The following is a 24,205-nucleotide window of genomic DNA, read 5'->3' on the forward strand; positions in this document are numbered from 1 at the left end:
CTCAAAGCCCAGGAGTTTCGCGGACATGGAGGGAGGGCGCTGACGCATCCATGGCGTAATCTTACCGTGTCGAACGTGTCAATTAGCTGTGCTTCAGGATGGCGCAATGCGCTGTTGGTGAAGGCGCTTGCCTCCCCCTGGCGTTTTCCCCCGGCACACCCTATTTCCGCGCTCGCTTCCGGGCGGTGAGGAGTGGTGGCGGGAAGGAAGTCAATGCATACCATCGGTGTAGAGACTCGAAACTCCAAGGCGAGTCTCTAGCAGCCTCCGCGCTGCACGGCGGCGCGCGTTTCCAGCAGTGAAGTCCCCTCCAAGGACCTGGAATCGCGCGCCGCCGCTCTTTTTTCTCCTCCCGGCTAGAACTTCTCGGGCGCGGGCCGCACGTCGAGCTCCTGCGTCCACGCGGAAGCGTCCTGCCGGTGGAGCTGCCAGTACGTCTCCGCGATGGCGTCCGGCGACAGCCGGTGCGCGGGCTTCGGGCCGCCCCGGGCGTGCGTGCGGTCCGTGTCGATGATGCCGTCGATGACGACGTGGGCCACGTGGATGCCGCGCGGGCCGAACTCGCGGGCCAGCGACTGCGCCAGGGCCCTGAGGCCGAACTTGCCCGCGGCGAAGCTCGCCGAGCGCGGGCCGCCGCGCAGCGACGCGGTGGCCCCCGTGAAGAGCAGCGTGCCGCGCCCCGCCTCCAGCATGGCGGGCAGCACCTCGCGCGCGCACAGCACGCCGCCCAGGCAGTTGACGCGCCACGAGGACTCGAAGTCCTCGAGCGGCGTCTCCAGGAAGCCCGCCATGTGGAAGACGCCGGCGTTGTAGACGCAGACCTCCGGGGCGCCGTGCTCCTCGCGAAGCCGGGCGAAGGACGCCTTCACCGCGCCCGCGTCCGTGGCGTCGGTGGGGTAGATGCTCGCGAGGCCTCCGGCCTGCTGGACGTCGCGCTGGACCTGGCGCAGCGTCTCCTCGCTCCGGGCGAAGAGGCCCACCGTGTAGCCCTCGCGGGCGAAGCGCCAGGCCAGCGCCGTGCCCAGCCCGGGGCCCGCTCCCACCACCGCGGCCACCTTCGTGGCCGACTTCGCAGTCGTCGTCATGGTCGGCCCGGTTAACGCGCTCGCGCCCGCGCGGCCAGCCGGCGTGAAGGGGCCCCGTCACCCGGCCAACGGTGCACCGCGCGCGACGACGCCCCCCAGGACGGGGCGCTACATTGCCGCGCCATGACGACTGCCCACGCCACCCGCCTGCTCGATTTGCTCTGGGAGCGCTACGCCGCCGAGGTGCCCTACGCGCGCACCTTCGTCCAGCTCTCCGGAGGCCGCTTCCGCAATGACCACGTCGCGCTGCGCTCGCTGGCGCGGCCCGGCGGCGGCATCGCCCTCTTCTCGCGCCCCTTCGAGCGGCTCGGCTGGAAGGCCGCGGGGACGTACACCTTCCCGGACGCGCACCTGTCCGCCATCTACATGGCGCACCCCGCGGGGCTGCCGCGCGTCTTCATCTCCGAGCTGAAGCAGGAGGAATTGTCCCCGCGCGCCCGCGAGCTGCTCGCCGCGCTGCCCGAGGACGTGCCCGCGCCCGAGGACGTGGACGCGCTGGCCGCGTGGTTCTCCCCGCCGCCCCCGCCGGAGGAGGCCGCGCTGCTGGAGCTGGAGAAGGAGTCGCAGTACGGCGCCTGGCTGCTCGCCTTCGGGCGCAAGGTGAACCACTTCACCGGCACGGTGGACGACGTGGAGGCGTGGCAGCGGCGCATGCGCGAGGCGGGCGTGCCCATGAAGGCGGATATTGAAGGCGCCGCCGGCACGTCGCTGCGGCAGACGGCCACCCACGCCGCGCCGCTGCCGGTGGCGCTCAAGGGCGGCGGCACGCGCGCGTGGCCCTACGCCTACTTCGAGATTGCGCAGCGCGCGCCGGACTTCGACGGCTTCCTCGGTCCCCAGGCCCGCGCGCTCTTCGACATGACGAAGCGCGGGTGACGCTCCCTCCAGGAGTCCGTGCGGCGGGCGAGCGAGCTGGGTCAGGTCCCCGGGCGGGCGTCCCCGTCACGTGAAGGAGTGCGCGTACCATTCGCGGCCCGCTCCTGTAGGCTGGGTGCCTCTTCCACGACCTCCTGGGGGACATGATGCGGCGGGTGGCGAGAATCTTCGGACTGGGTGCGGTGCTGCTGGGCGCGGGGCCGGTGCTCGGTCAGCAAAGCTCCGCGGGTGACGCGGGTGTCGAGGTGCGCCGCGCGGACGTGGCGCTCCAGGGCGCGGTGGCGAAGGCCGTCCGGCCGCCGCTCGACTCCGTCTACGAGGCGCTCCGGCACACCGTGCGCTTCCGGCAGGTGGCCCTCGCTCCGAATGGCCGGCGCCTGGCGTGGGTGGAGTCCGGCTCGGAAGCCGCCGGGGCGAACCCGGGCGGCAGCATCATCCAGGTGCTGGACCTCACCGAGTCGGACGCGAAGCCCGAGCGCATCACCGTCTGCCTGGCGATGCGCTCGTGCAACGAGTCCTCGCTGGCGTGGAGCCCGGACGGGCGGAAGCTCGCGTTCCTCTCCGACGCGGGGCTGGGCGGGCCGGTGCAGCTCTACGTCGCCAACGTGTCGGAAGGCCCGGTGCGCAAGCTGACGTCCTTCCAGGGGCCGGCCTCCGCGCCGCGGTGGTCGCCGGACGGGGACTCTCTCGCGCTGCTCGTCATCGAGGGCGAGGGCGCCGAGCACGCCAAGGGCCCCACCGGCCCCGCGGCGCGCGAGACGGGCGTGGTGCAGACGGTGCACCCGGTGCGGCGCGTGGCCGTGGTGGACGCGGACGACGGCGCGGTGCGGAAGGTGACGCCGGAAGGCCTCTTCGTCTACGAGTACGCGTGGAGCCCGGACAGCGACCAGCTCGCGGTGACGGCCGCGCCTCCGCCGGGGGATGCGAACTGGTGGGTGGCGAAGCTGCACGTGGTGGAGGTGAAGTCGGGCCGCGCGCGGCTCCTGTACACGCCGAAGTGGCAGCTCACCGAGCCCACGTGGAGCCCCGACGGGAAGCAGCTGGCGTTCATCGAGGGGCTGATGAGCGACCAGGGCTCCAACGGCGGGGACGTGTACGCGGTGCCGGTGGCGGGCGGCAAGGCGCGCAACCTCACGCCGGGGATGAAGGCCACCGCGACGAGCCTGGACTGGCCGGAGAAGGGGCGGCTGGTGTTCGGCGCGCAGGTGATGGGGGACTCGGCGCTGGCGGCGGTGGACGCGGTGAAGGGCGGGGTGACGATGTTGTGGAAGGGCCCCGAGCGCATCAGCGCGGGCGGGGTGGTGGGCGCGTCGCTGGCGGAGGACGGCGTGACGAGCGCGGTGGTGCGCGAGTCCTTCACGCGCGCGCCGGACGTGTGGGTGGGGCCGGTGGGGGAGTGGAAGCCCGTCACGCGCCTCAACGCGGACGTGCGGCTGCCGGTGGGGCCGGTGCGCAGCGTGACGTGGAAGAGCGAGGGGCGGGACGTGCAGGGCTGGCTGCTGGCGCCGCCGACGGCGCCGGTGGGGAGCGCGCGGGCGCCCATGGTGACGTCGATTCACGGCGGGCCGGCGTCCGGGGTGCTGTCCAGCTTCAACTCGCAGGCGCTGCTGCTGACGAGTCAGGGCTACTACGTCTTCTTCCCCAACCCGCGCGGCAGCTTCGGGCAGGGGGCGGACTTCGTGCAGGCCAACCGGCGGGACTTCGGGTACGGCGATTTGCGCGACATCATGTCGGGCGTGGACGCGGTGCTGGCGAGCGAGCCGGTGGACCCGGCGCGGCTGGGCGTGACGGGGTGGAGCTACGGCGGCTACATGACGATGTGGGCGGTGACGCAGACGCAGCGCTTCCGCGCGGCGGTGGCGGGGGCGGGCATCTCCAACTGGCAGAGCTACTACGGGACGAACCACATCGACACGTGGATGCTGCCGTACTTCGGCGCGTCCGTGTACGACGAGCCGGACGTGTACACGCGCAGCTCGCCCATCAACTTCGTGAAGCTGGTGCGCACGCCGACGCTGCTCCAGCACGGCGAGCGGGACGTGGAGGTGCCGGCGTCGCAGAGCTACGAGTTCTTCAAGGCGCTCAAGGCGCTGGGCGTGGAGACGCAGTTGGTCATCTACGCGGACGAGGGACACGGGCTGCGCAAGCCGGACCACCAGAAGGACCGCTCGCTGCGGCTGGTGCAGTGGTTCGACGCGCACCTGCCGCCGCCGAACCTGCCCGCGCCGAAGGTGCCGATGCCGATGCGCTAGCGGGCGTCGCGTGGAAGCGGCGCGACGAGGCTGGTGAGGACGTGGTCCCTCCAGCGGCCGTCGATGAGGAGGAAGTCGCGGGCGTAGCCCTCCACGACGAAGCCGAGGCGCTCGAGCACGGCGGCGCTCTTGAGGTTCTCCGGCAGGTGGTTGGCCTGGAGGCGGTGCAGGCCCATGGGGCCGAAGGCGTAGTCACACAGGGCGCGCAGGCCTTCCGTCATCAGGCCCTGGCCCTCGTGGCGCTGGTCCAGGGCATAGCCGAGGTCCGCGGCCTGGAGGGGGCCCCGGCGGATGTGCGTGAGGGAGATGTTGCCGATGACGGGCGCGGTGGCGAGGGGCTCGGCGCGCGGGAGGAGGAACAGGCGCAGGGACAGGTCATGCCGGAAGTCCTCGCGGTCCTGCGCGAGCCGGGTGCGCCAGTAGGTGACGGAGAAGAAGTTGGCGGGCCGCGCGGGGGACACCGGGCCGAAGTGCTCACGGTTCGCCTCGTGGTAGGCGAGCACCCGCCACGCGGCGTCCGGCGGGAGCAGCGCCAGGGAGAGGCGCTCGGTGGTGAGCAGGGCGGTGGTGTCGGAGGGCATGGCGCGAAACCGCCCCCGAGGCTACTGCGTCCCGGAGGCGGTGGTCGTCGCGACTGCTGGAGGGAGCCCGGGTTCAGCGCGGCGGCTGCGTGTCGCTCTCGCCGGGCCTGGCGCCGGGCTGTGGTGGGGTGGCGCCCTCCTGGACGTCACTGTCCAGCGAGCCGCTCCCCCCATGTCCCTGCGTGTCCGAACCACTCGGCGTCGCGGGCTGTCCCGGAGGCGCGGAGTGTCCCGAGCCCACGTCCTGCCCGCTGCCGCCCGTGCCCTGCGGCTGCGCGCTGCTGTCCGTCGTCCCACGCTCCGGCGGCGTGGCCTGCGGCAGCTCCTGCGGCGGCGGCTGGACCTGCGTGCCGCCCTGCGGCGGCGGCTGCTGCGAGCCCGTGCCGCCCGTGCCCTGCTGCTCCGCGCCGCTGCCACCCACGGCCCGCTGGTCGCGCTCGATGATGATTTCCACGCGCCGGTTGTTGGCCCGGCCCTCGGGCGTGCCGTTGGACGCCACCGGCCGGTACTCACCCAGGCCCCGGATGTTGATGCGCTCCGCCGGCACGCCGCGCGAGGTGAGGAACTCCCGCACGCGCTCGGCGCGGCGGTAGGACAGGTCCTCGTTGTACGCGTCCTTGCCCTGCGAGTCCGTGTGGCCCTCGATGAGCAGCGGGCTCTGCGTCTCCTTCAGCACGTCCGCCACTTCGGACAGCCTGTCGCGCGCCGCGGGCAGCAGGTCCACCGCGCCCGACGCGAAGAGCACGCTGCCGGAGAGCGTCACCACGATGCCGCGCTCCTCCTCGCGCACCTTCAGGCCCTTCTCCGTCTCCTGCAGCTTCGTCAGCGCCGCGGTGGCACTGCGCTCCGCCTCCACCCGCGCCTGCCGCTCCTGCTCGGCCTGCTGCTCGGCCTGCACGCGCGCCTGGCGCTCCGACTCGAGCTGCGACGCGCGCTGCTGCAGCTCCTGGTTCTGCTGCGCCAGCCGCTGCGCCTCGGCCTCCGCCTGCATGCGGCGCTGCTCCTCCGACTGGCGCCGCGCCGTCTCCTGCGACAGCTGCTGCGCCTCTGCCTGCCGCTGCTGGGCCTGGGCCCTCAGCTGCTCCGCCTCCTGCTGGCGCCGCTGCGCGTCCGCCCTCAGTCGCTCCGCCTCCGCCTGCTGCGACTGGGCCATCTGCGAGGCGCGCTGCTGCTGCGCGAGTGCCTCCTGCCGCTCCTGCTCGGCCTGGGCCAGTTGCTGCCGGGCGGCCTCCAGCTCCGACTGGACGCGCTGTTGCTGCGCCGCCTGCGCCTGCGCGAGCGCCGCCTGGGCCTGGGCCCGCTGCTTCGCCGCGAGCTCCCCGGAGCCGCGGGCCTCCGCGGTCTCCGCCTTGCGCAGCGCCACGTAGGCGAGCGAGCGCGTCCGGGGCGAGTCCTTGCTGTTGTCATACTCGCGCTCGGCTTCGAGCAGCGCGTCGCGGGCCTCGGCGACGTCCTGGGGCCGCTCATGGCCCTCGGGGCTGGTGGACAGCTCCTCGTATGCGGCGCGCGCGTCCATCAGCTCCCGCGGCGGGGGGCCCGACGCGCAGCCCACCGCGACCAACGCCGTGGCCCCGACGAGGGCCTTCCATCCACGTTTCCAAAGCACCATGACGCTCTCCTCTCGGGGGTGGCGGCTCACTGGAGGCTGCGGCGCGCGGACTCGGCCTGCTCGGTGGCCCTCCGCGCCTCGCGTTCGAGGGGCACCGAGCGGGCCAGCGCGAGCGCCAGGTCCGCGTCCGCTTCGGCCTGCAGGAAGCGCATCTCCGCGGCCTCCTGCTCGCCTTCGACGAGCAGCCGCTCGGCGTCGGCAATCTGCTGCCGGGCGAACTCCAGGTGCCGGGCGGCCTCGGGGATGCGGCTGGCGCCAGCGCCTTCCGCGGCCCTCAGCGAGGCCTCGGCCTGGACACGGCGCTCGGTGGGAGTGGGAATGACAGGCTGGCTGGCACACCCGGCAAGGGTCAGGCACATCACGGCGGCAAGCAGCTTCGGTCGCACGGTTCACCTCCAACCGTCAGGGCATGACACCGGGCGCGGGACGGCGCGCCCAATGCCAGAGGTGGGGCCTCCCCCGCGAGCCGACAATCCGCCCGGGCCGCAGACGCTTGAAGAGGGGCCGAGCAGGCGCGTGGCGTCTGGTCCAAAGGTATGAATCCTCTTGCCGGGGTGCACGGGGGGACTGGCCGGGACACACCCGGCGGAGGTAGACGGAAGCCCATGCGCCTGCACCTCGTGGATGGGACGTATGAGCTGTACCGAGCCCACTTCTCGCCCCGGCCCGGCCATGAGGCGCCGGGAGGGCAGGACGTGAAGGCGACGGTGGGGTTGATGTCGTCGCTGCTGATGCTGCTGCACGACGCCACGGAGGCGGTGACGCACGTGGCGGTGGCGTTCGACAACCCCATCCGCTCGTTCCGCAACGCGCTGTTCGCTGGCTACAAGAGCGACGAGGGCGTGCCGCCGGAGCTGCACGCGCAGTTCGACCTGGCGGAAGAGGCGGTGCGCGCGCTGGGTGTCACGGCGTGGTCCATGAAGGAGTACGAGGCGGACGACGCGCTGTCCACGGCGGCGGCGCGCTTCGCGGGCGAGGTGGAGCAGGTGCGGCTGATGACGCCGGACAAGGACCTGGGCCAGTGCGTGCGGGGGAAGCGGGTGGTGCAGGTGGACCGGCGGCAGGAGAAGGAGTTCGACGAGGAGGGGGTGCGCGCGAAGCTGGGCGTGCTGCCCGCGAGCGTGCCGGACCTGCTGGGGCTGATGGGGGACGACGCGGACGGCATCCCCGGGCTGGCGGGCTTCGGGGAGAAGGGCGCCTCGGCGTTGCTGGGCGCCTACGGCCACCTGGAGGCGATTCCGGCCGAGGCCTCCGCCTGGACGGTGCGCCCGCGCGGCGCGGAGAAGCTGGCGGCGACGCTGCGCGAGCACCGCGAGGACGCGCTCCTGTACCGCAAGCTGGCCACGCTGGTGACGGATGCGCCGCTGCCGGGCACGGCGTCGCTGGCGGACCTGGAGTGGCAGGGCGTGCCGCGGGCGCGCTTCGAGGCGCTGTGCGACAGGCTGGGACTCACCACGCTCAAGAAGCGCCCGAAGCGCTGGGCTCCGTAGGCAAGAGACAAAACGCCTTCAGATATCTACAGTTGAAGGCACTGTGTCTCCCAGCCGTCCCCACCTGAAGGCCTTCGAGCGAGAGGTGCGCCTCATCCAGGCGCGGGGCGGTCTGCTCCGCATGTCGGAGGTGCTGCGGCTCGGAATCTCCCGCAGGGCGCTGTACGGCATGCGAGATGCCGGCGTGCTGGACTCGCCCGGTCGCGGGCTCTATCGCCTGAGTCGGCTGGCACCGCTCGGTCATCCGGACCTCGTCACGATTGCAACGCGTATCCCCCGAGGCGTCATCTGCCTCGTCTCCGCGCTCTCCTTTCACGAGCTCACCACCCAGGTGCCGCACGTGGTGGACGTGGCGCTGGAGCGGGGCGCCAGACATCCCCGCGTCGACCATCCTCCGGTGCGCTTCTTCTGGTTCTCCGGCGCCGCCTTCCACGAGGGCATCGAGTCCCACGTGCTGGACGGACGGGAGGTCCACGTCTACGGACCGGAGAAGACGCTCGCGGACTGCTTCAAGTACCGGAACAAGGTGGGCATGGACGTGGCGCTCGAAGCGCTGCGGCTGTGGCGCTCGCGACGCCGCAAGCACCTGCCGGCCCTACTCCTGCATGGGCGCCAGTGCCGCGTCGAAAAGGTGATGCGGCCCTATCTGGAGGCGCTCATTTGACGAAGAAGAACCTGCCCGCGTCCGTGCAGGCCCGCTTGATGAACCAGGCCCGTGAAACCCAGCGGCCCTTTCAGGAGTTGCTCCAGTACTACGCCATGGAGCGGTTCCTCTACCGCCTGTCATCCTCTCCCCACCGCTCGCGCTTCGTGCTCAAGGGGGGATTGATGCTGCACGTCTGGAAGGCCCCCCTGGCTCGCGTGACGCGGGACGTGGACCTGCTCGGGAGGATGGAGAACTCGCTGGACGTGGTGGGGAGGACCATCCGGGAGGTCTGCGTTACCGAGGTAGCGCCGGACGGCCTGCTCTTCGCCCCGGACTCCCTCACCGTCGAGCACATCCATGAAGAGGCCGAATCTCCAGGCGTGCGGGTTCGCTTCACGGGGCTGCTCGGGAAGGTCCGATTGGGGATGCAGCTCGACATCGGCTTCGGTGACGTGGTCGTCCCCGGCCCGGTGCCCCTCGTCTATCCGACGCTGCTGGACATGCCCGCCCCCTCGCTGGAGGGCTACCCACGTGAAACGGTCATCGCGGAGAAGTTCCAGGCGATGGTGTTTCTCGGCGCCCTCAACAGCCGGATGAAGGACTTCTATGACATCTGGTTGCTGTCTCGCCGCTTCGACTTCGACGGCGCCGTCCTGACCAGGGCCGTGGCCGCGACGTTCGCCCGGCGAGAGACGCGCATCGAGCCCGCGCCCCTCGCCTTCTCGAGGGACTTCGTCAGTGGCGCGCACGCACGGATGGGATGGAGCGCGTTCCGGAAGAAGTCCGGCCTGCTGAATGCTCCGGAGGACATGGGCGCCGTCGTAGCGGCGCTTGCCGCCTTCCTGGGACCGGTCGCGTCGGCCTGCCAGGAGGCGAGGTCAATCGACTGGCGGTGGCCGGCGGGTGGTCCGTGGTCCGGACCCTGATGCCCTTGCCCGCGCGCTACCCCGCCGCCTCGTCCGCGCCCTCGCGGCCCACGTGGGCCATGGGGGCCTGGCGCGGCAGGCGCACCGTGAAGGTGGTGCCCGCTTCGGCCGTGGACGTCACCTCCACCGTGCCGCCATGCGCCAGGACGATGCTGCGGACGATGTAGAGCCCCAGGCCGATGCTGCGCCCCCCGCGGTCCTCCGGACGCTCCACGCCGCGCTCCAGTGGCTCGAAGATGCGCGGCAGCTGCTCCGGAGGAATCGGCGTCCCCTGGTTGTGGACCTCCAATTCCACCCCGTGCTCTCCACCCCGCGCCACCACGCGCACCGCGGTGTCCGGCGGGCTGTACTGCAGCGCATTGCCCACCAGGTTGCTGAGCACCTGCGCCAGCCGGTCCGGGTCCCACGTCCCCGCGCCGCTCCCCGTGTACTCCGCGTGGATGCGCCGCTGCGGCGAGGCCGCCTGCACCTCGTCCACCACCGCGTGCACCACCTCGTGCAGGTCCACCGGCCGGGGGAACAACGGAATGCCTCCGCCCTGCCGCGCCCGCGTGAAGTCCAGCAGGTCGCGAATCATCCGCGTCGCCCGCTCCGACGAGCGGTGGATGCGCTGCACGTGCCGCTGCATCCGCTCGTCCAGCCCGCCCCGCTGCAGCAGCACCGACACCGCCAGCGTTATCGCGCTCAGCGGGTTGCGCAAGTCGTGGCTGACGATGCCGATGAGCTGCCGCTCGAAGTCCGCCCGCGCGCGCATCTCCGCCGTCAGCCGCTTCGGCTCGGTGATGTCCGCCAGCGCGCCGGTGAAGTGCGTGGGCTCGCCCCGCGCGTCCAGCAACACCCGCCCCTGGTCCCTCAGCCACCGCTCCGTGCCGTCCGCGAGGAGGATGCGGTACTCGGCCTCGAACACGCCGCGCTCGCGGATGGCGCGCTCGCTGTTGCGCTCGACGGTGGGACGGTCCTCCGGGTGGATGCGGGAGAAGACGCCCTCCAGCGGGAAGACGGCCTCGCGCGCCTCCAGCCCGAGAATCCGGTTGTAGTTGGCGTCGCGCAGCATCATCCGCGACGCCAGGTCCAGCCGCCACGTGCCCACGTTGGCCGCCGCCAGCGCCGAGCGCAGCCGCTGCTCGCTCTCGCGCAGCGCCCCGGCCAGCTCCGACTCCTTGCGCCGCGCGTGCACCGTGTCCGTCACCTCCACCGCGAAGAGGATGACGGCCTCCACCTGCCCCGCCGCGTCCAGCATGGGCTGGTACATGAAGTCGAAGTAGCCCTCGGCCAGCTCGCCGTCGTTGCGCCGGTCGATGCGCGCCGGCATCTCCCGGGCGCTGAACAGCTCGCCGGTGGCGAACACCGTGTCCAGCAGGTCCAGCAGGCCCTGGCCCACCAGCTCCGGCAGCGCCTCGCGCACGGGGCGCCCCGCCAGCGGGCGGTCTCCGAAGAGCTGCCGCATCCGCGCGTTGGCCACCACGAAGCGCTGGTCCGGGGCGCGCAGCACGCCGAGCAGCGCGGGCACCTGCTCGAAGAGGGTGGCCAGCATGGCGCGCTGCCGGTCCGCCTCCTCGCGCGCGCGGCGCTCCAGCTCCAGCAGCCGGGCGCGCGCGGCCTCCGCCTCGTAGCGCTCGGTGACGTCCTGCATCGCGCCCACCACCTGCACCGCCCGGTCCTTCGCGTCGCGGACGATGTGGCAGCGGTCCACCACGTGCGCCCAGGTGCCGTTGGCGCGCCGGAAGCGGTACGCGTCCTGCCACTCGTGCTCCGTGCCCGCCACCGTCGCGTGCATGCCCCGCACCACGCGCTCGCGGTCCTCCGGGTGCAGGCGCTCCTCCCACCAGGCGAACGTGTCGCGCACGTCCGCGGGCGTGTAGCCGAACACCTCGTGCACGCCGCTCGTCCAGTCCACGGAGTCGGTGCGCGGGTCCCACTCCCACACCGCGTCCCGCGTGGCGCGCGCCGCCAGCCGGAAGCGCAGCTCGCTGCGCCACGCGCGCTCCTCGGCGCGCTGCACCTCGGACAGCGTGCCCTCGGCGAGCAGGCGCCGCGCGCGCTCGTCCTCCAGCGCCATGCGCCGCGTGCGCTCCCAGCGGGCCAGCGCCCCCACCCGCGCGGCGAGCTCCGCCGGGCGGAAGGGCTTGAAGACGTAGTCGTTGGCGCCCGCCGTCAGCCCCTCCACCACGTCGGGCGGCTGCGTGTTGGAGGTGAGCAGCAGCACGGGCAGGTGCGCGGTGGCGGGGTTGCCGCGCAGGAAGCGGCACACCTCCAGCCCCGTCATGCCGGGGAGGACCCAGTCCACCACCAGCACCTCGGGCGCGCTCTGCGTCCCCAGGGCCTCCAGCAGCGCCGGCCCATCCGCGAAGGTGGCGACCTGGCAGGTGGGGGCCAGGGCTCGCCGGATGGCTTCCGTCTCCGCGGGGCTGTCGTCCAGCACCCAGACCAGGGGCAGAGGGGGAGCGTGGGACGATGTGAGGCCGGAGAAGGGAGTCACGGGGGAGTTCGAGCCCTTAGCAACCCCGTCTTTCCCCGGTCAATTCTCCACGGGGCGAGGTGTGCACCGTACGCCACCTCGCCCGCCCTCCAGACACGCAATCGTTGCGCGTGCGCCCGGCGGCCCTCCGCGCCAGGATGGGCGCCTCGCGTCCCCGGAGTTGAAGGAAGCCATGCCCGTTGAACTGAAGATGCCTCCCTCGGATGACTGGGTGCCCACCCTGGATGACACGCCGTACCTGCGGCTCGGCGGCGAGGAGGCGACGCGCGCGCTGGCCCACGCCTTCTACGACGCCATGGATGCCGAGGAGCCGGCGCTGGCGAAGCTGCACGAACTGGACGCGGAGGGCCGCGTGAATGCGGGCACGCGCGAGCGCTTCGGCCTCTTCCTCATGGGGTGGCTGGGCGGACCCCAGCACTACTCCGAGCGCCACGGCCACCCGCGCCTGCGCATGCGCCACGGCCACCTGCCCGTGGACACCGGCATGCGCGACGCGTGGGTGCGCTCCATGCAGCGGGCCCTGGACGCCCGGGGCGTCACCGGCGGCCTGCGCCGCTTCCTCGACGAGCGCTTCGCCCAGGTGGCCGACTTCCTCCGCAATACCGAGGGCTGACGCCGTTGAGGGCTGAGAAGGGCTTGCGGAAAAAGCACGCCCGTTCTAAATAAGGGGCATGCGCAAGGGCGAGCTCACGCACCAGACCATCCTGGAGACGGCCATCCGGCTGGCGAGCCGGGTGGGGCTGCACGGGCTGAGCATCGGCGGGCTGGCGGAGGAGCTGAACCTCTCCAAGAGCGGCCTGTTCGCGCACTTCAAGTCCAAGACGGAGCTCCAGGTGCAGGTGCTCCAGACGGCCACCGAGGTCTTCACCGAGCGCGTCGTCCGCCCGGCCCTGGCCCGGCCCCGCGGCGAGCCCCGGGTGCGCGCCCTCTTCGAGGGCTGGCTGACCTGGGACCGGGACAAGATTCTCGAGGGCGGCTGCATCTTCGTGGCGGCGGCGGCGGAATTGGACGACGCGGAGGGGCCCGCGCGGGACACGCTGGTGCAGAGCCAGCGGGACTGGCTGGACTGCCTGGCCCAGGCCGCGCGCATCGCCGTGGCGGAGGGGCACTTCCGCAAGGACGTGGACGTGGAGCAGTTCGCCCATGACGAGTACGCGGCGATGCTGGGCTTCCACCACTCGCGGCGGCTGATGAGAGACCCCAGGGCCGAGGAGCGCGCCCGGCGCGCCTTCGACGCGCTCGTGGCCGCCGCCCGCAACCCCACCCAGTGACTTCCGTGGTTCCCGTGTCCTTCCGAGGAGGACCTCATCATGGCAGAAAATAGCACGAACGTTCGGACTCAAATGGCGCTGCTGGGAGTAAGGGCCACGGCGAAGGGCCTGGGGGCGGTGGCTCCGGGGCTGGCGGCGGCGTGGGCGGAGCGGGTGTTCCTGACGCCGCGGCGGACGCGGCGCTCGCGCACGGCGGAGGCGGCGCTGGCGCGGGGGCAGCAGCGGGTGCTGAAGCTGGGCGGCGAGAAGGTGGCGGTGTGGAGCTGGGGCGAGGGCCCGCGGGTGCTGCTGGTGCACGGGTGGAGCGGGTACGGCGGGCAGCTCACGGCCTTCGTGGCGCCGCTGGTGGAGGCGGGCTTCTCGGTGGTGACGTACGACGCGCCGGGGCACGGGGTGTCGTCCGGGCGCACCAGCTCGCTGCCGGAGATGGCGGACATGGTGGCGCGGGTGGGGCGGGCCACGGGCGGGCCGTACGCGGTGGTGGCGCACTCGTTCGGCGCGGCGGCCACGGCGGTGGCGCTGCGCGACGGGCTCAAGGTGGAGCGCGCGGTGTTCATCTCCCCGCCGTCGGACCCGCGCTGGGGCGTCAAGGCCTTCGCGAAGACGGTGGGCCTGTCGGAGGGCGTGCAGCGGCGGATGGCGGCGCGAATCGAGGCGCGGTTCGACATGCGGCTGCGGGATTTGGCGCTCCCCAATTTCGCCCCCCTGTTGCAGGTGCCACTGCGCATCTTCCACGACGTGGGGGACAGGGAGGTGCCGGTGGAGGCGGGTGAGGCGGTGGCGCGCGCGTGGCCGGGCGCGAAGCTGACGCGCACGCAGGGGCTGGGGCACCACCGCATCCTGTACGCGCCGGAGGTGGTGACGCCCGCGGTGTCCTTCCTCGCGGAGGGCCGGCCGAGCAACGCGTGGCCGGCGCCGGAGTTGCTGGCGTCAGCCTCGGTGGCGGCTCCGCGCGGCTACCTGCGGATGGTGCAGGGAGGTTGAGGGGCCTGACTCGAGGAACATGCGCGCGGTAACGGTTCGAAGCGGACCTGCCGGGCCAACGTGTTGATGGAGAACCGTAGGACGGGGGCCGGCATCGAGGTGCCGCGATGACGCTCCTGCCTTGCCGTCTGGGGCAGGTTGGGAAGGGGGGAGCGCCGCTGATGCGAGCCCTCCCTTCATTGTGGTTCTCGTTGCTGGCTATGTCCTGGCTGGGTTGCTCTCCTGTCGACCAGCCTCCCATGCAGCATGCGTGAGAGGAGTCGGAGCTGGAGTGTCATTCGCCCGGGGACGACCCGTGCACCGCGCTCCTGTGTTTGGGTGAGGTCTGCGGCTTCTATCGCTGTATTGAAGCGGAGGCGGTGCGCGCCATCCTCCCTTTCCATCAGCGACATCGGCGCGCTGCTGCCCCGCCCAATCCCATCAACCCGCTCGCTCGGTAACACAGAGAATCGCGAAGCCGTAATGCCGCGCCAGGTCCACGTACGTGGAGTTGACGTCCGGCTCGTGGCGGTGCGCCCCGGTGACGCCGGCCTCGAGGTTGTCGGGCACCACCCACTCGCTGACGCCGCCGAAGTACGCGAAGGCCCGCACGTGGCAGCCCACCCATGTGGGCACGTCCTCACTGAAGACGGGCTCCACGCAAGTCAGGTTGCTGGTCCCCCAGCGCCGCCACGAAGCGCTGCGCCACCCGTACCTCGCCCGTGGCCGCGTCCACGCTCCCGCACCCCATTCTCACTGAAGTCCACGAAGCACTTCTCCCCGGCGCGGTGCTCCCGGCGCAGGGTGACGCTGTCGGCGGCCAGCCACCGCCTGGACGCACTGCTCGGGCGGCCCCTGTCACAGCGGCGCTGCTCGGCTCCTGCGCTCCAGCCCGCCAGCACGCGCTCGCATAGGTCATCCGAGCAGGAACCCGGCATGCCCCACCTCCGCCTGTTTCAGAGCTCGACTCGAGGCTCGAGGCAATCGGGAGGGGCCCCTGACTCCATGTGCGCTCCTTCATGCATACGGACCGCCCCGCCGGCCTTTTCAAGAAAACACCGGGCGCCCTGCATAGTTCGGCCTCTCGGTGACTCTTTCTGACGTAGTCCCAGGATGTAACCAGGCTGCACCAGCAGGGTCAGGAGGAAGTCCGCATGCGACAGACGTAGACAATCGTTGTGACCTGCTTTGCTTACTTTCTTGCTACCCGCGGCAGTGGTGAGCTCGCCCAACGAGCTGCCAGCCTGCAGGTAGACAGCTACTCCGAAGCCATGCAGGCACGGTGTGCTGCTGGTGATGACACGGCATGCGCTGCAGGGGAATCCGACAGGATGAGCGCCCCACCGTCATTGCCTGGTTGAAACAAACAAAAGGCGAATGCCAGGACGCGTGCCGCGCCTTCTGCGCTCGCCGTGTGAACTGCAATTCCTGAAATGAATGCCAATGCCGCGCGGCCAGGTGCTGACAGGGCAACCCTGTAGAGCGCCTGACAAAGTCCGGCATGACGGGGCTTTCCCCAGGGAGGAGTTTGCCCGGCCCCTACTTCTATCAGGCGCTCTGAGTGAAGTCGTGTGTTTGAGGTGTTTTTATTTTCTGCTGATTTGGAGGATGCATTGGACGCAAGAACTCTGGGACGGGTCTCTCTTTTGACACTCTTTGTGATGCCTTTGGTATTGGGGGCCTGTGGCGGCCAGGTGGAGCCATCCGACGGGATGACCGAGGCCGGTGCGCCCGCTACAGGGGATGAGCACAAGACGGTTCAAGGCTTGACCGAGCCCTGTCCCATCGAGGTCTATGATGTTGCCAAGATCAATGAAAAGAACCTGCCCGGGGATCCGGACCCGTGTGAGCCGCCGCCGCCGCCGCCGCCTCCCGTGCCTCTAGCCCCCGCCGCGATCAACTACCCGTCCTACATCACGAGTCCGTCCTTCACGGTGGGCTGGTCGGACACCTGGGGCTGGGATGACTACTACGTCCTCGAGGAGCTTCGGAGCTCTGGTTACTGGCAGGTCGTCTATCAGGGACAAGGCCTGTCGTATTTCGTCACGGAGGTTCCCGCAGGCGTGTATCGCTACCGGGTTCGTACCTGCAACTCATGGACTTGTAGCGACTACACGTGGGGTCCGAACATGCTCGCGGAGCCGGTTCCGGCCGTCGACCTCTACTCCGAGTTCCCGTTCCTGTACGTGCACGACCAGGAGAACGCGCTCTACACCGCTCAAAACCAGGGCTTCAGCGTCACTTCGAGCCCGGTCAATACCCTGGGGCCCGTGAGCGGCCTGATGTATCTGGGGCAAGGGTACAATGAGATCGCGGAGTCCTATGCGCAGATCTGCCTGGATACAGCTCATCCGAGCTTCCAGGTCATCTCGAATCCCGTCAATACCAGGTCGATGTCCGTCAACCGGGCGAGCACCATCAGCCATCTGGCGCAGTTGCTGGATATCAACATGTCGGGGGGACTGAACCTGGGGGTTGGACAGAGCGAGCTCGACCTGACCAACAAGAAGAGCCGGTTCACCGAACAGATCTCGGATGGCCATCAGGAGACCATCGTCGTCGAATGGGAGGAGCAGATCGACCACTGGACCCTGAACACGATTGCCGAGCCGCTCAAGCCGGATTTCGTCAACGTGCTGATCCCCAACAACAAGAACGCTCAGTTCAAGTTCCGCGAACGCTGTGGTGACCAGTATGTCTATGCGGTGACGCGCGGGGCGAAGTTCTACATGGTGTTCAAGTTCGACGCGAAGCGATTCAGCAGCGTCGACCGGGCGCAACAGTCTTCCTCGCTCGCCCTCAAGATCCAGAGCATCTTGAGCGCCAATGGCTCCGGCTCCGTGAACCAGGAGACCCAACAGCTGATGGAGTCACTGGGCGTGGTTGTGAAGGCCTACTCGGTGGGAGGCGTTCGCGGCTTCGAGGTGGGAATCGATCGCAACAACTTCGCCACGCGTTTCCAGGGCTTCGTGGACAGTGTGACGGTCGGCAACTCGGCGCTCGTCGGGCAGTCGCTGGCTCACTACATGCAGCCGGCCCAGTACATGAACTACGACTACTTCGAGGTCTTCGCTGACTACCAGGTGCCGCGCGACCAGATGGCCCGGTGGAACATGATCGACATCGAACGCGTGCAGCGCTGCCAGCTCGCGGACACCTATGGGTCATCAGGCATGGCGAGCAACTGCGCTGCTGGGTCGACCGAGCTGGGGGTAGCGAAGCGAAAGTGCCTGGAAATGCCGAAGTGGAGCCAGTGCAATCACCCGCTGTCCTACTATCCGACGAATGTCTACGGGGGAGGAATGCCCGCGAACACGACGCTCTATCAATGGCTGGGCGACAAGATTCGTCCCTTCGAGCAAGCGGCCACGTCGCAATACTTTCCTCACCATGTCTCGGGGAGTTGGTGGTCCAAGACGTGCAACTATTTCGCGGATGTGACGTGCTTGCGTTCGAGCGAGTGCGTGAGGGACTTCTCGCGGGGGGCGCGCGGCGCTTTCGATTTCTACCTGTATGAGTGGGACGGGCCTGGCAATGGCAGCGGCCACAATTCCTACACATCGGGGCACTGCGTCAGGACCGATTCCACGCTTTGCACTTCCCAGTTCGGGGACACCACGGCTGACTTCAAGTTCACGCAGACCATCTACGGCCTGTGTCCGACGACCGAGCCACGTCCCTTCCCCATCGTGCCCTGAGAAGTTCCCGCGGCTCCCGTGAAGCGGCTGCTCGTGGAGGAGGTGGAAGCTCCACGAGCAGTGAGACCTGCAGCGCGCGTCAGCCCGCTCAGGCCTCCCTTTCAAGGTGATGGAGGAGGCTTCCTCTCGCGAGCGAAGTGTTCGGCGACCCGCTTCAGCAGACCTTCGCTGTCGGCCCGTGCGGCCTGGAGCGACGGCACGTCCCTCGCGAGCATGTCGTCGAGCTGACGCCCCGCGCGGGACAGGGACTGGGGGAAGGCGCGCGCCCAGGACTCCAGCGTTGGAGGTTCCACCTCGGGGTGGAAGAGGAAGCCCACCGAATTCGCCAGCTGGAACACCTCCTGCGGCTGGCGCTCCGAGAACGCGAGCGTCTCCGCGCCGCGCACGGTGTCGAAGGTGTCGCCGTGCCACTGGGTGACGAGGAGTGACTCGGGGCCCCCGGTGAAGAGGGGGTGCGCTCGGCCCGAGGGCGCCACGTGGATGGCCTGGGCTCCCACCACCATGCCCTTCGGGTCCTGGTACACGCGGGCGCCCGAGACGGCCGCGAGCATCTGCGCCCCGAGGCACACGCCGAGGCTCGGGCGACGCTGGTGGAGCCGACGCTCCAGCAGGGCGAGCTCCTCTCGGAGGTAGGGATGCTGGTCGGCCTCGTAGACGCCCATGAAGCCACCGAGGACGACCACCAGGTCCGCCTCGGCGTCACCGGGCCGCACTTCGCGGAAGCGTGTCTCCAGGGTGAACCCCGCCCGGACGAGCGCACCCGCGAGGGCGCCCGCGCTCACGGGGGCATCGTGCTGGAAGAGGACTGCGCGCGGCGTTGCAGCAGACATGCGTCAACCATCCGGAGGGACGCACGTCGGGTCAAGCGATGGATGTCCGCGACACCCCACCGCGAGACACCCGCTTCCAGGGCCGTCACCTGGGTGACAGCCCGAGCCCCTGCCTGAGGAGCGCCGCCCCCGCCCGGCTGCACATGCTCGGGCGGGCCCTGGCGCGCTCGCAAGCTAGCTGCGCGCGCGGGGGGCCGTCATCGTGTGCGGCAGGACCGCGCCTCCATCTCGCTCGGTATCGGAGAGTTCTCTGGCGCCACGCTCGACGTCGGAGGATGCGAGGCTGAGCGCCATGCCCGGGAGTGATTCGAAGCAGCACGACGACGACGCGCTCGAGCGCGCGGAGGTCGAACGCTCGCTGCGAAACAAGCCGTCGAAGCTCGGCCACGTGTGACACTTCGCCCGGTTTCACCACTGGCATGCCGAAACACCGCAGCTGCGACGCCTCGCTGCGTCATGCAACGGAATTGCAGGTGTTCACGGGTTGGGTGTATGTTGTTCACTCGTGGTGGGTGTCGTCGTGAGTCCACTCCTCTGGAGGACCGTATGCCCCGAAGCGCCCCGTCCCGTCTGAACCCGCTGACCCTCCTCTCGCTCCTCGCCCTCGTGGCGGCCTGTGGGCCCGCGGAGGAGGCGCTCACCTCGGACTCTCCCGAGGCGGAGTCCACACGGGTCCTCATGCCTCCGGAGGTCTCCGGAGCCTACGAGTCAGTCGTCGCGGAGGGCGAAGCAGGCGCGCTGGACGAGGCCATGAAGGGCGAGGGCTCCGAGCAGACCCTCGGCAGCCACTACTGCTGCCAGATTACGTGGCTCGGGGACCCGCAGCCGTTCCAGTGCATCGGCTACAAGACGCTGAAGGCGTGGGCAGTGTCGAAGTGCGCCGCCACGTCCGCGAGCATCCCCGGGACGTACCCGACGCTCGCCTCCGGGCAGTGCAGCAGCTACGTCTTCTGCAATTGACGCGTCGCATGGCAGGGGGACCTGTTCCTCCGGTTCGCTCATCCGCTGTCGTCCAGCATCATCGCGGAGATTCTCGGCATCCCCCGCTCGGACATTCACAGGTTCCGGCGCTGGTCCGACGAGCTGAGCACGGTCCTCGCGGCCCATGGGCCCGTGGAGCATCAGGTCGTGCGCGCGCGAGGCGTGGTCGAGTTCCAGCGCTATCTCGCCGCGGCGATCGAGGAGCGGAAGACGGCTCCCCAGGAGGACCTGATGAGCGACATCGTCACCGGGGCGCAGGGGATGACGCCGCCCATGAGCATGGCGGAGCTGGTGAGCCTGCTGATGCAGGTGCACTTCGCGGGGCACGAGACGACCGCGGGCCTCATCGTGGGCGCGGTGGAGCTCCTGCTCGAGAATCCGGAGCAGCTGCAGGCAATCCGGGACGACCCGAACCTCATCGCGGGTGCGGTCGAGGAGGCAGTGCGGATGATTTCCCCCGTGCATGCCATGTTCCGTACGGCGCTGGAGCCGGTGGAGCTCGGGGGCGTCTCCATTCCCAGGGGAGCCCACATCCGAATCGTCTACGCGTCGGCCAACCGCGACGCCGCCCGCTTCCACGAGCCGGAGCGCTTCGACGTCCGGCGGCCCGACGTCAAGAAGCACCTCGCCTTCGGGCAGGGCCTCCATTTCTGCATTGGCGCGCCGCTGGCACGGCTCGAGGCGCGTCTGGCATTGGAGGCCCTGCTCCGGAGTCTGCCGGGGCTCCGGCTCGTACCGGGGCAGAAGCCGGGCTTCCTGAAGAGCGTCACCGTCCGGAGGCACGAGAGCCTGGACGTCGCGTGGGACGTCCATTCGCGCCAGGCCCTCTGACGGCCCGCGGTGCCCGGTCGACCGCGGGCGCCTGCCGTGCCACCCTCCCGTCGCCTTCTCATCGTCCGCCGAGGTGTTCCCGAATGCCTAAACCGATGACGCTGTCCCAGGTGATGAAGCAGCTCGAGAGCCAGGGCGACGAGAAGGTGCGCCAGCGCTACGTGCGCGACGGTGCGGGCGACAACGTCTTCGGCGTGCTGCTCGGCAAGCTTCGTGGTCTCGCGGAGGCGCTGGGGACGAACCATGGGCTCGGCCTGGAGCTGTGGGCGACCGGCAACCACGAGGCGCGCATCCTCGCGTGCATGCTGCTCGACCCCGCGGCGCTCACCGAGAAGGAGGCGCGCGGGCTCCTCGAGCCGCTCTCGAACCCGACCCTGGTCGACGAGCTCGTCGGACGCGTGCTCGTGCATGCGCCCATCGCCCAGGCGTTGCAGGCGCGGTGGATGGAAGGCCGCGCGGAGCTCCCTCGCCGCGCCGGGTGGAAGCTCCTCGCCGGGCGCATCGCGCGCGGGCTCGCGACGGAGCTCGACGTGGGCTCGACGCTCGCGCGCATCGAGCGTGAGCTGCCGGATGCACCGTACCGGGTGAAGGAGGGCATCAACTTCTGCTTGGTCTGGATGGGCCTCCACCTGCCCGCGCACACCGCGGAGGCCATCGCCATCGGCGAGCGCCTCGGCCGGTGGGACCCGCGACCGGTTCCGAAGGGCTGCACGTCGAGCTACGCGCCGGAGTGGATCGCCGCGGCGCAAGCGCTGCGGAAGGGCGAGAAGACCGTGGCCCGAAAGACGATGGAGGCGGCCGCGAAGGCGAAGACGGCGCGCGGAGAAAGGAAGCCGGCACCTTCGAAGGCGAAGGCTGCTCCGGCCAGGAACAAGAGCGCCGGAAAGAAGCCAGCCGCCGGGGGGCGGGCGCGCTGACTTCGACCATGTCGGGGCCACCGAAGGCGCTGCTGGCGTGCGGGCACCGGCACCGTGACGGTGTCCGTGCCGGGTGACGGTGTGAGCGCGGAGCAGACGCACATGGTGGGCAGTGGCTTCGAGGAGGAGGCTGGAGCCCCCTTCAGGCAGGCTCGCCACGGACAGGGCAGGCCGGCAGGCGTGCCCCCTTCTGGGGCACCATGGGAGCACTCGTCGGCCAGGGAAAATCCTCGCGAGCGCATGGAAAATAGGGCAAGCCGCCGTCCCTGACGCAAAAGTCAGCGTTGCGATCCATGCGACCGAATAGAAACGGTGTGAAGCTGCTGCCGGAATGCAATCTAGCCCTAAATTGCATTCGATCGGATGGATTCGGGGTTAGAGAATGGCGGAATGCGCCAATCTGCACTAGACTCCATCCGAACGAATGGATTCTGCCCCCAGGCAGGGGAGCCCTCAGGAGTACCGAAGCCCATGCCAGCGGATGCCCCTGGTGATTCGAGCGTCTGGAGACAGGCACTCGCGCAAGCGGTTCGCACCCAACGCAAGCGGTTGGGATTGACCCAGCATGACGTCAGCACGCTCGCCGGGTGTGGCCCCGTCTTCATCTACGACGTGGAGAGTGGCCGCAAGCCCACCCTGCGGCTGGACAAGCTCCTTGATGTACTCAATGTCCTCGGGCTGCAGCTCGCGCTCGAGAGCGGCAAGCAGCGCTTCCGCGTGAGTGAGAAGCTGGGTGATGCGACCTACTGATGTTCAGGTCGCCGACGTGTGGCGCGAGACCACGCTCGTCGGCTCCATCACCCGGACACCTCGAGGCTCGGACTTCGACTACGACGAGGCGTTCTTCGCGAAGCATGGGCGGCAGGAAGGGGGATTGGCGGTCCATCTCCCCTATGTGCAGCGACATGTCGAGACGCTGGGGGCGAACCTCCACACGTACTTCGCCGGTCTGCTGCCCGAGGGGCTTCGGCTGCGTGCGTTGATCCAGCGGACGAAGACCTCGGAGGACGACCTGCTCAGTCTGCTGATTGCCGCGGGCACCGATACCGTTGGAGACCTGTCGGTGGTACCGAGGGGCGAGGAATTGGTGATGCCCAGCTTGCGTGCGGAGCGCTGGCGCCCGGACACCGTCCTCTTCAAGGAGCTGTTCGAGCAGAGCCTCTCTCGGACTGGGACGGAGGCCAACGAGCCTGTCATCCCAGGCGTGCAGGAGAAGCTCTCGGCTTCGACCATCTCATTCCCCCTGATGCCGAGGGGTCGACACGCGTACATCCTCAAGCTGAATCCCGACGGGAAGCCCCAACTCGTCCAGAGCGAACACTTCTTCATGCAGATGGCCAGGGACTGCGGTCTCAAGGTTGCTGCCACCCGGCTCATCCACGACCGGGAGAAGAATCCCGGACTTCTGGTGGAGCGCTTCGACCGCGTGTGGCTGAAGGCGGAGAAGCGGTTCCTGCGGCTCCACCAGGAGGATGCCTGCCAGTTCCTGAATCGGTACCCCGCTGACAAGTACCGCATCCCCTGCTCGGATATCGCGGAAGGAATCCGTGAGACGTGCGCAGCGCCCATTCCTGAAATGGCTCGCTTCCTGCTGCTCATCGCCTTCAGTTACCTCATCGGCAATGGGGACCTGCATGCCAAGAACGTGAGCATCCTCGCGGATGGCCCGGCGGGGGGCTCCCGACTGTCCCCCGCCTATGACCTGCTCACCACGCTGCCCTATGCCGACCAGCAGATGGCCCTGCAGTTCGAAGGGAGGAACGACAACCTCAAGCGGGCTCACTTCATCGCCTTCGGGAAGCGCTACGGGGTGAACGAGGGCGCTGTCATCAAGATGCTCGACAGGCTCTGTGTCGCGGCGGGGCCCTGGATGGAGCGGCTGGAGGAGATTGGCTTCGACGAACGGAAGACCCGCTTCCTGCGGGAGACGATGAGGAAGCGCCTGGGTGAGCTTCGCGGTGAGGGTGCCAGCGGGGCCGAGGTGAAGGTCGGCGCATGAGGCCGCCCTCCGGCCCTTCCGTTGGCAGCGCACCGCGGCTCTCCAACAGGCGCAGGACGCGGTGGCGTACCACCTCCAGCAGCCTTTCCACCTCCGCCTGACTGGGCGGCGGCGCTGCTCGGCGGAGGTGCCTTCGAATCTTCGGTCGGCAGTCTGCTGAAGCGCTCCGGTGCGGACTCGACCTCTCGCACCGGGGCCTGGGCTTCAACCGCCCGCGGCGCGACTACCCGCCCATCTTCGCCATGCGGCGGTTCATCTCCTCGGGCGACACGTCCTCGACGTGCTGCGCGAGGGTCCACTTGTAGCCCTCGGGGTCCACGAAGTGGCCGGAGCGGTCGCCGTAGAACTGGTTCTCCAGCGGCCTCACCATCTTCCCGCCGGCCTTCACGAAGCGCTCGGCGAGCGCGTCCACGTCCTCCGTGTAGATGCACAGCCCGATGGGCGTGCCGCCGAAGTGCTTCGGGCTCCGGGCGCCCACGTCCGGGAACTCGTCGGAGACCATGATGCGCGAGTTGCCAATCTGCAGCTCCGCGTGGGCCACCTTGTCCGGCCCCATGGGCATCCGGTACAGCTCGGTGGCGCCGAGCGCGGCCTTGTAGAACTCGATGGCCTTCGACGCATTGCTCAGCGCCAGGTACGGCGTCACGGAGTGATAACCGTCGGGAATCGCCTTGGGCATGTCTGCTCCTCCGGGGGTGGGCCCCGCTCCACGCGGGGAGCGGGAGACTGCGCGACGCGCGCCCCGGCCTGCAAGTCTGTTCAGTGGTGTGT

The 24,205-nt window shown here is 69.8% G+C and carries 22 protein-coding genes; 14 read left to right on the forward strand and 8 right to left on the reverse strand.

Going from position 1 to position 24,205, the window contains the following annotated elements:
* Positions 1–356 precede the first annotated feature (356 nt).
* Positions 357–1,085: an SDR family NAD(P)-dependent oxidoreductase gene (locus ACX9TP_RS02260; RefSeq protein ID WP_482978050.1), complete on the reverse strand. Its 729-nt coding sequence runs from the start codon at positions 1,083–1,085 to the stop codon at positions 357–359.
* Positions 1,086–1,208: 123 nt separating this feature from the next.
* Between ACX9TP_RS02260 and ACX9TP_RS02265 the strand changes: the two genes are divergently transcribed.
* Together ACX9TP_RS02265 and ACX9TP_RS02270 are read left to right on the forward strand one after the other, a co-directional pair.
* Entirely contained in the window at positions 1,209–1,961 is a 753-nt protein-coding gene (locus ACX9TP_RS02265) for a 2-oxoadipate dioxygenase/decarboxylase family protein (protein ID WP_482978051.1), read from the forward strand.
* A gap of 155 nt (positions 1,962–2,116) precedes the next feature.
* Entirely contained in the window at positions 2,117–4,213 is a 2,097-nt protein-coding gene (locus ACX9TP_RS02270) for a S9 family peptidase (RefSeq protein ID WP_482978052.1), read from the forward strand.
* Here the strand turns inward: ACX9TP_RS02270 and ACX9TP_RS02275 are convergent.
* The 3 genes from ACX9TP_RS02275 to ACX9TP_RS02285 form a co-directional block, all read right to left on the reverse strand.
* Positions 4,210–4,794 (reverse strand): GNAT family N-acetyltransferase, encoded by a 585-nt coding sequence (locus ACX9TP_RS02275; protein ID WP_482978053.1) that lies wholly within the window; start codon positions 4,792–4,794, stop codon positions 4,210–4,212. The genes ACX9TP_RS02270 and ACX9TP_RS02275 overlap by 4 nt on opposite strands.
* Positions 4,795–4,867: 73 nt before the next feature.
* A complete protein-coding gene (locus ACX9TP_RS02280) occupies positions 4,868–6,403 on the reverse strand; it encodes an OmpA family protein (RefSeq protein ID WP_482978054.1) in 1,536 nt (511 codons plus the stop codon).
* A gap of 26 nt (positions 6,404–6,429) precedes the next feature.
* On the reverse strand, positions 6,430–6,789 hold the full coding sequence (locus ACX9TP_RS02285; protein WP_482978055.1) for a DUF4398 domain-containing protein: 360 nt from the start codon (positions 6,787–6,789) through the stop codon (positions 6,430–6,432).
* Positions 6,790–7,008: 219 nt separating this feature from the next.
* Between ACX9TP_RS02285 and ACX9TP_RS02290 the strand changes: the two genes are divergently transcribed.
* The 3 genes from ACX9TP_RS02290 to ACX9TP_RS02300 are packed head-to-tail and all read left to right on the forward strand — an operon-like array spanning position 7,009 to position 9,465.
* The gene (locus tag ACX9TP_RS02290; protein ID WP_482978056.1) at positions 7,009–7,893 is read left to right on the forward strand and encodes a 5'-3' exonuclease; all 885 of its coding nucleotides are present in this window, start codon (positions 7,009–7,011) and stop codon (positions 7,891–7,893) included.
* A 43-nt stretch (positions 7,894–7,936) separates the two neighbouring features.
* Positions 7,937–8,557 carry a type IV toxin-antitoxin system AbiEi family antitoxin domain-containing protein gene (locus ACX9TP_RS02295; protein WP_482978057.1) on the forward strand — a complete coding sequence of 207 codons (621 nt, stop codon included), beginning with the start codon at positions 7,937–7,939 and terminating at the stop codon, positions 8,555–8,557.
* Positions 8,554–9,465: a nucleotidyl transferase AbiEii/AbiGii toxin family protein gene (locus ACX9TP_RS02300; RefSeq protein ID WP_482978058.1), complete on the forward strand. Its 912-nt coding sequence runs from the start codon at positions 8,554–8,556 to the stop codon at positions 9,463–9,465. Before ACX9TP_RS02295 ends, ACX9TP_RS02300 begins: the two co-directional genes overlap by 4 nt.
* A gap of 16 nt (positions 9,466–9,481) precedes the next feature.
* Here ACX9TP_RS02300 and ACX9TP_RS02305 read toward each other — a convergent pair whose 3' ends face one another.
* Positions 9,482–11,944, reverse strand: a complete 2,463-nt coding sequence (locus ACX9TP_RS02305; protein WP_482978059.1) for a PAS domain-containing protein — start codon at positions 11,942–11,944, stop codon at positions 9,482–9,484.
* 172 nt (positions 11,945–12,116) lie between these two features.
* Here ACX9TP_RS02305 and ACX9TP_RS02310 point away from each other — a divergent pair, with 172 nt between their 5' ends.
* The 3 genes from ACX9TP_RS02310 to ACX9TP_RS02320 are packed head-to-tail and all read left to right on the forward strand — an operon-like array spanning position 12,117 to position 14,199.
* Positions 12,117–12,557, forward strand: a complete 441-nt coding sequence (locus ACX9TP_RS02310; protein ID WP_482978060.1) for a group II truncated hemoglobin — start codon at positions 12,117–12,119, stop codon at positions 12,555–12,557.
* Between the two features lie 58 nt (positions 12,558–12,615).
* The gene (locus ACX9TP_RS02315) at positions 12,616–13,215 is read left to right on the forward strand and encodes a TetR/AcrR family transcriptional regulator (RefSeq protein ID WP_482978061.1); all 600 of its coding nucleotides are present in this window, start codon (positions 12,616–12,618) and stop codon (positions 13,213–13,215) included.
* A 39-nt stretch (positions 13,216–13,254) separates the two neighbouring features.
* Positions 13,255–14,199, forward strand: coding sequence for an alpha/beta hydrolase (locus ACX9TP_RS02320; RefSeq protein ID WP_482978062.1), 945 nt, complete (start codon positions 13,255–13,257; stop codon positions 14,197–14,199).
* A 420-nt stretch (positions 14,200–14,619) separates the two neighbouring features.
* On the opposite strand, the gene ACX9TP_RS02325 is transcribed toward ACX9TP_RS02320, so the two are convergent.
* The gene (locus ACX9TP_RS02325; protein ID WP_482978063.1) at positions 14,620–14,838 is read right to left on the reverse strand and encodes a hypothetical protein; all 219 of its coding nucleotides are present in this window, start codon (positions 14,836–14,838) and stop codon (positions 14,620–14,622) included.
* A gap of 911 nt (positions 14,839–15,749) precedes the next feature.
* Between ACX9TP_RS02325 and ACX9TP_RS02330 the strand changes: the two genes are divergently transcribed.
* On the forward strand, positions 15,750–17,876 hold the full coding sequence (locus tag ACX9TP_RS02330) for a hypothetical protein (protein ID WP_482978064.1): 2,127 nt from the start codon (positions 15,750–15,752) through the stop codon (positions 17,874–17,876).
* 101 nt (positions 17,877–17,977) lie between these two features.
* Here ACX9TP_RS02330 and ACX9TP_RS02335 read toward each other — a convergent pair whose 3' ends face one another.
* Positions 17,978–18,706, reverse strand: coding sequence for a type 1 glutamine amidotransferase (locus tag ACX9TP_RS02335; RefSeq protein ID WP_482978065.1), 729 nt, complete (start codon positions 18,704–18,706; stop codon positions 17,978–17,980).
* 546 nt (positions 18,707–19,252) lie between these two features.
* Between ACX9TP_RS02335 and ACX9TP_RS02340 the strand changes: the two genes are divergently transcribed.
* From ACX9TP_RS02340 to ACX9TP_RS02360, 5 genes are all read left to right on the forward strand, one after another.
* Positions 19,253–19,666 (forward strand): hypothetical protein, encoded by a 414-nt coding sequence (locus tag ACX9TP_RS02340; protein ID WP_482978066.1) that lies wholly within the window; start codon positions 19,253–19,255, stop codon positions 19,664–19,666.
* A 168-nt stretch (positions 19,667–19,834) separates the two neighbouring features.
* Positions 19,835–20,518: a cytochrome P450 gene (locus ACX9TP_RS02345; protein WP_482978067.1), complete on the forward strand. Its 684-nt coding sequence runs from the start codon at positions 19,835–19,837 to the stop codon at positions 20,516–20,518.
* A gap of 83 nt (positions 20,519–20,601) precedes the next feature.
* Positions 20,602–21,435 carry a DNA alkylation repair protein gene (locus ACX9TP_RS02350; protein ID WP_482978068.1) on the forward strand — a complete coding sequence of 278 codons (834 nt, stop codon included), beginning with the start codon at positions 20,602–20,604 and terminating at the stop codon, positions 21,433–21,435.
* A 555-nt stretch (positions 21,436–21,990) separates the two neighbouring features.
* Complete coding sequence (locus tag ACX9TP_RS02355; protein ID WP_482978069.1) at positions 21,991–22,185, forward strand: helix-turn-helix domain-containing protein; 195 nt, start codon at positions 21,991–21,993, stop codon at positions 22,183–22,185.
* Positions 22,172–23,434 (forward strand): type II toxin-antitoxin system HipA family toxin, encoded by a 1,263-nt coding sequence (locus ACX9TP_RS02360; protein WP_482978070.1) that lies wholly within the window; start codon positions 22,172–22,174, stop codon positions 23,432–23,434. Before ACX9TP_RS02355 ends, ACX9TP_RS02360 begins: the two co-directional genes overlap by 14 nt.
* 223 nt (positions 23,435–23,657) lie before the next feature.
* On the opposite strand, the gene ACX9TP_RS02365 is transcribed toward ACX9TP_RS02360, so the two are convergent.
* Complete coding sequence (locus ACX9TP_RS02365; protein ID WP_482978071.1) at positions 23,658–24,113, reverse strand: VOC family protein; 456 nt, start codon at positions 24,111–24,113, stop codon at positions 23,658–23,660.
* Between the last annotated feature and the right edge of the window lie 92 nt (positions 24,114–24,205).

This window comes from Pyxidicoccus sp. M15 (genome assembly GCF_056858435.1).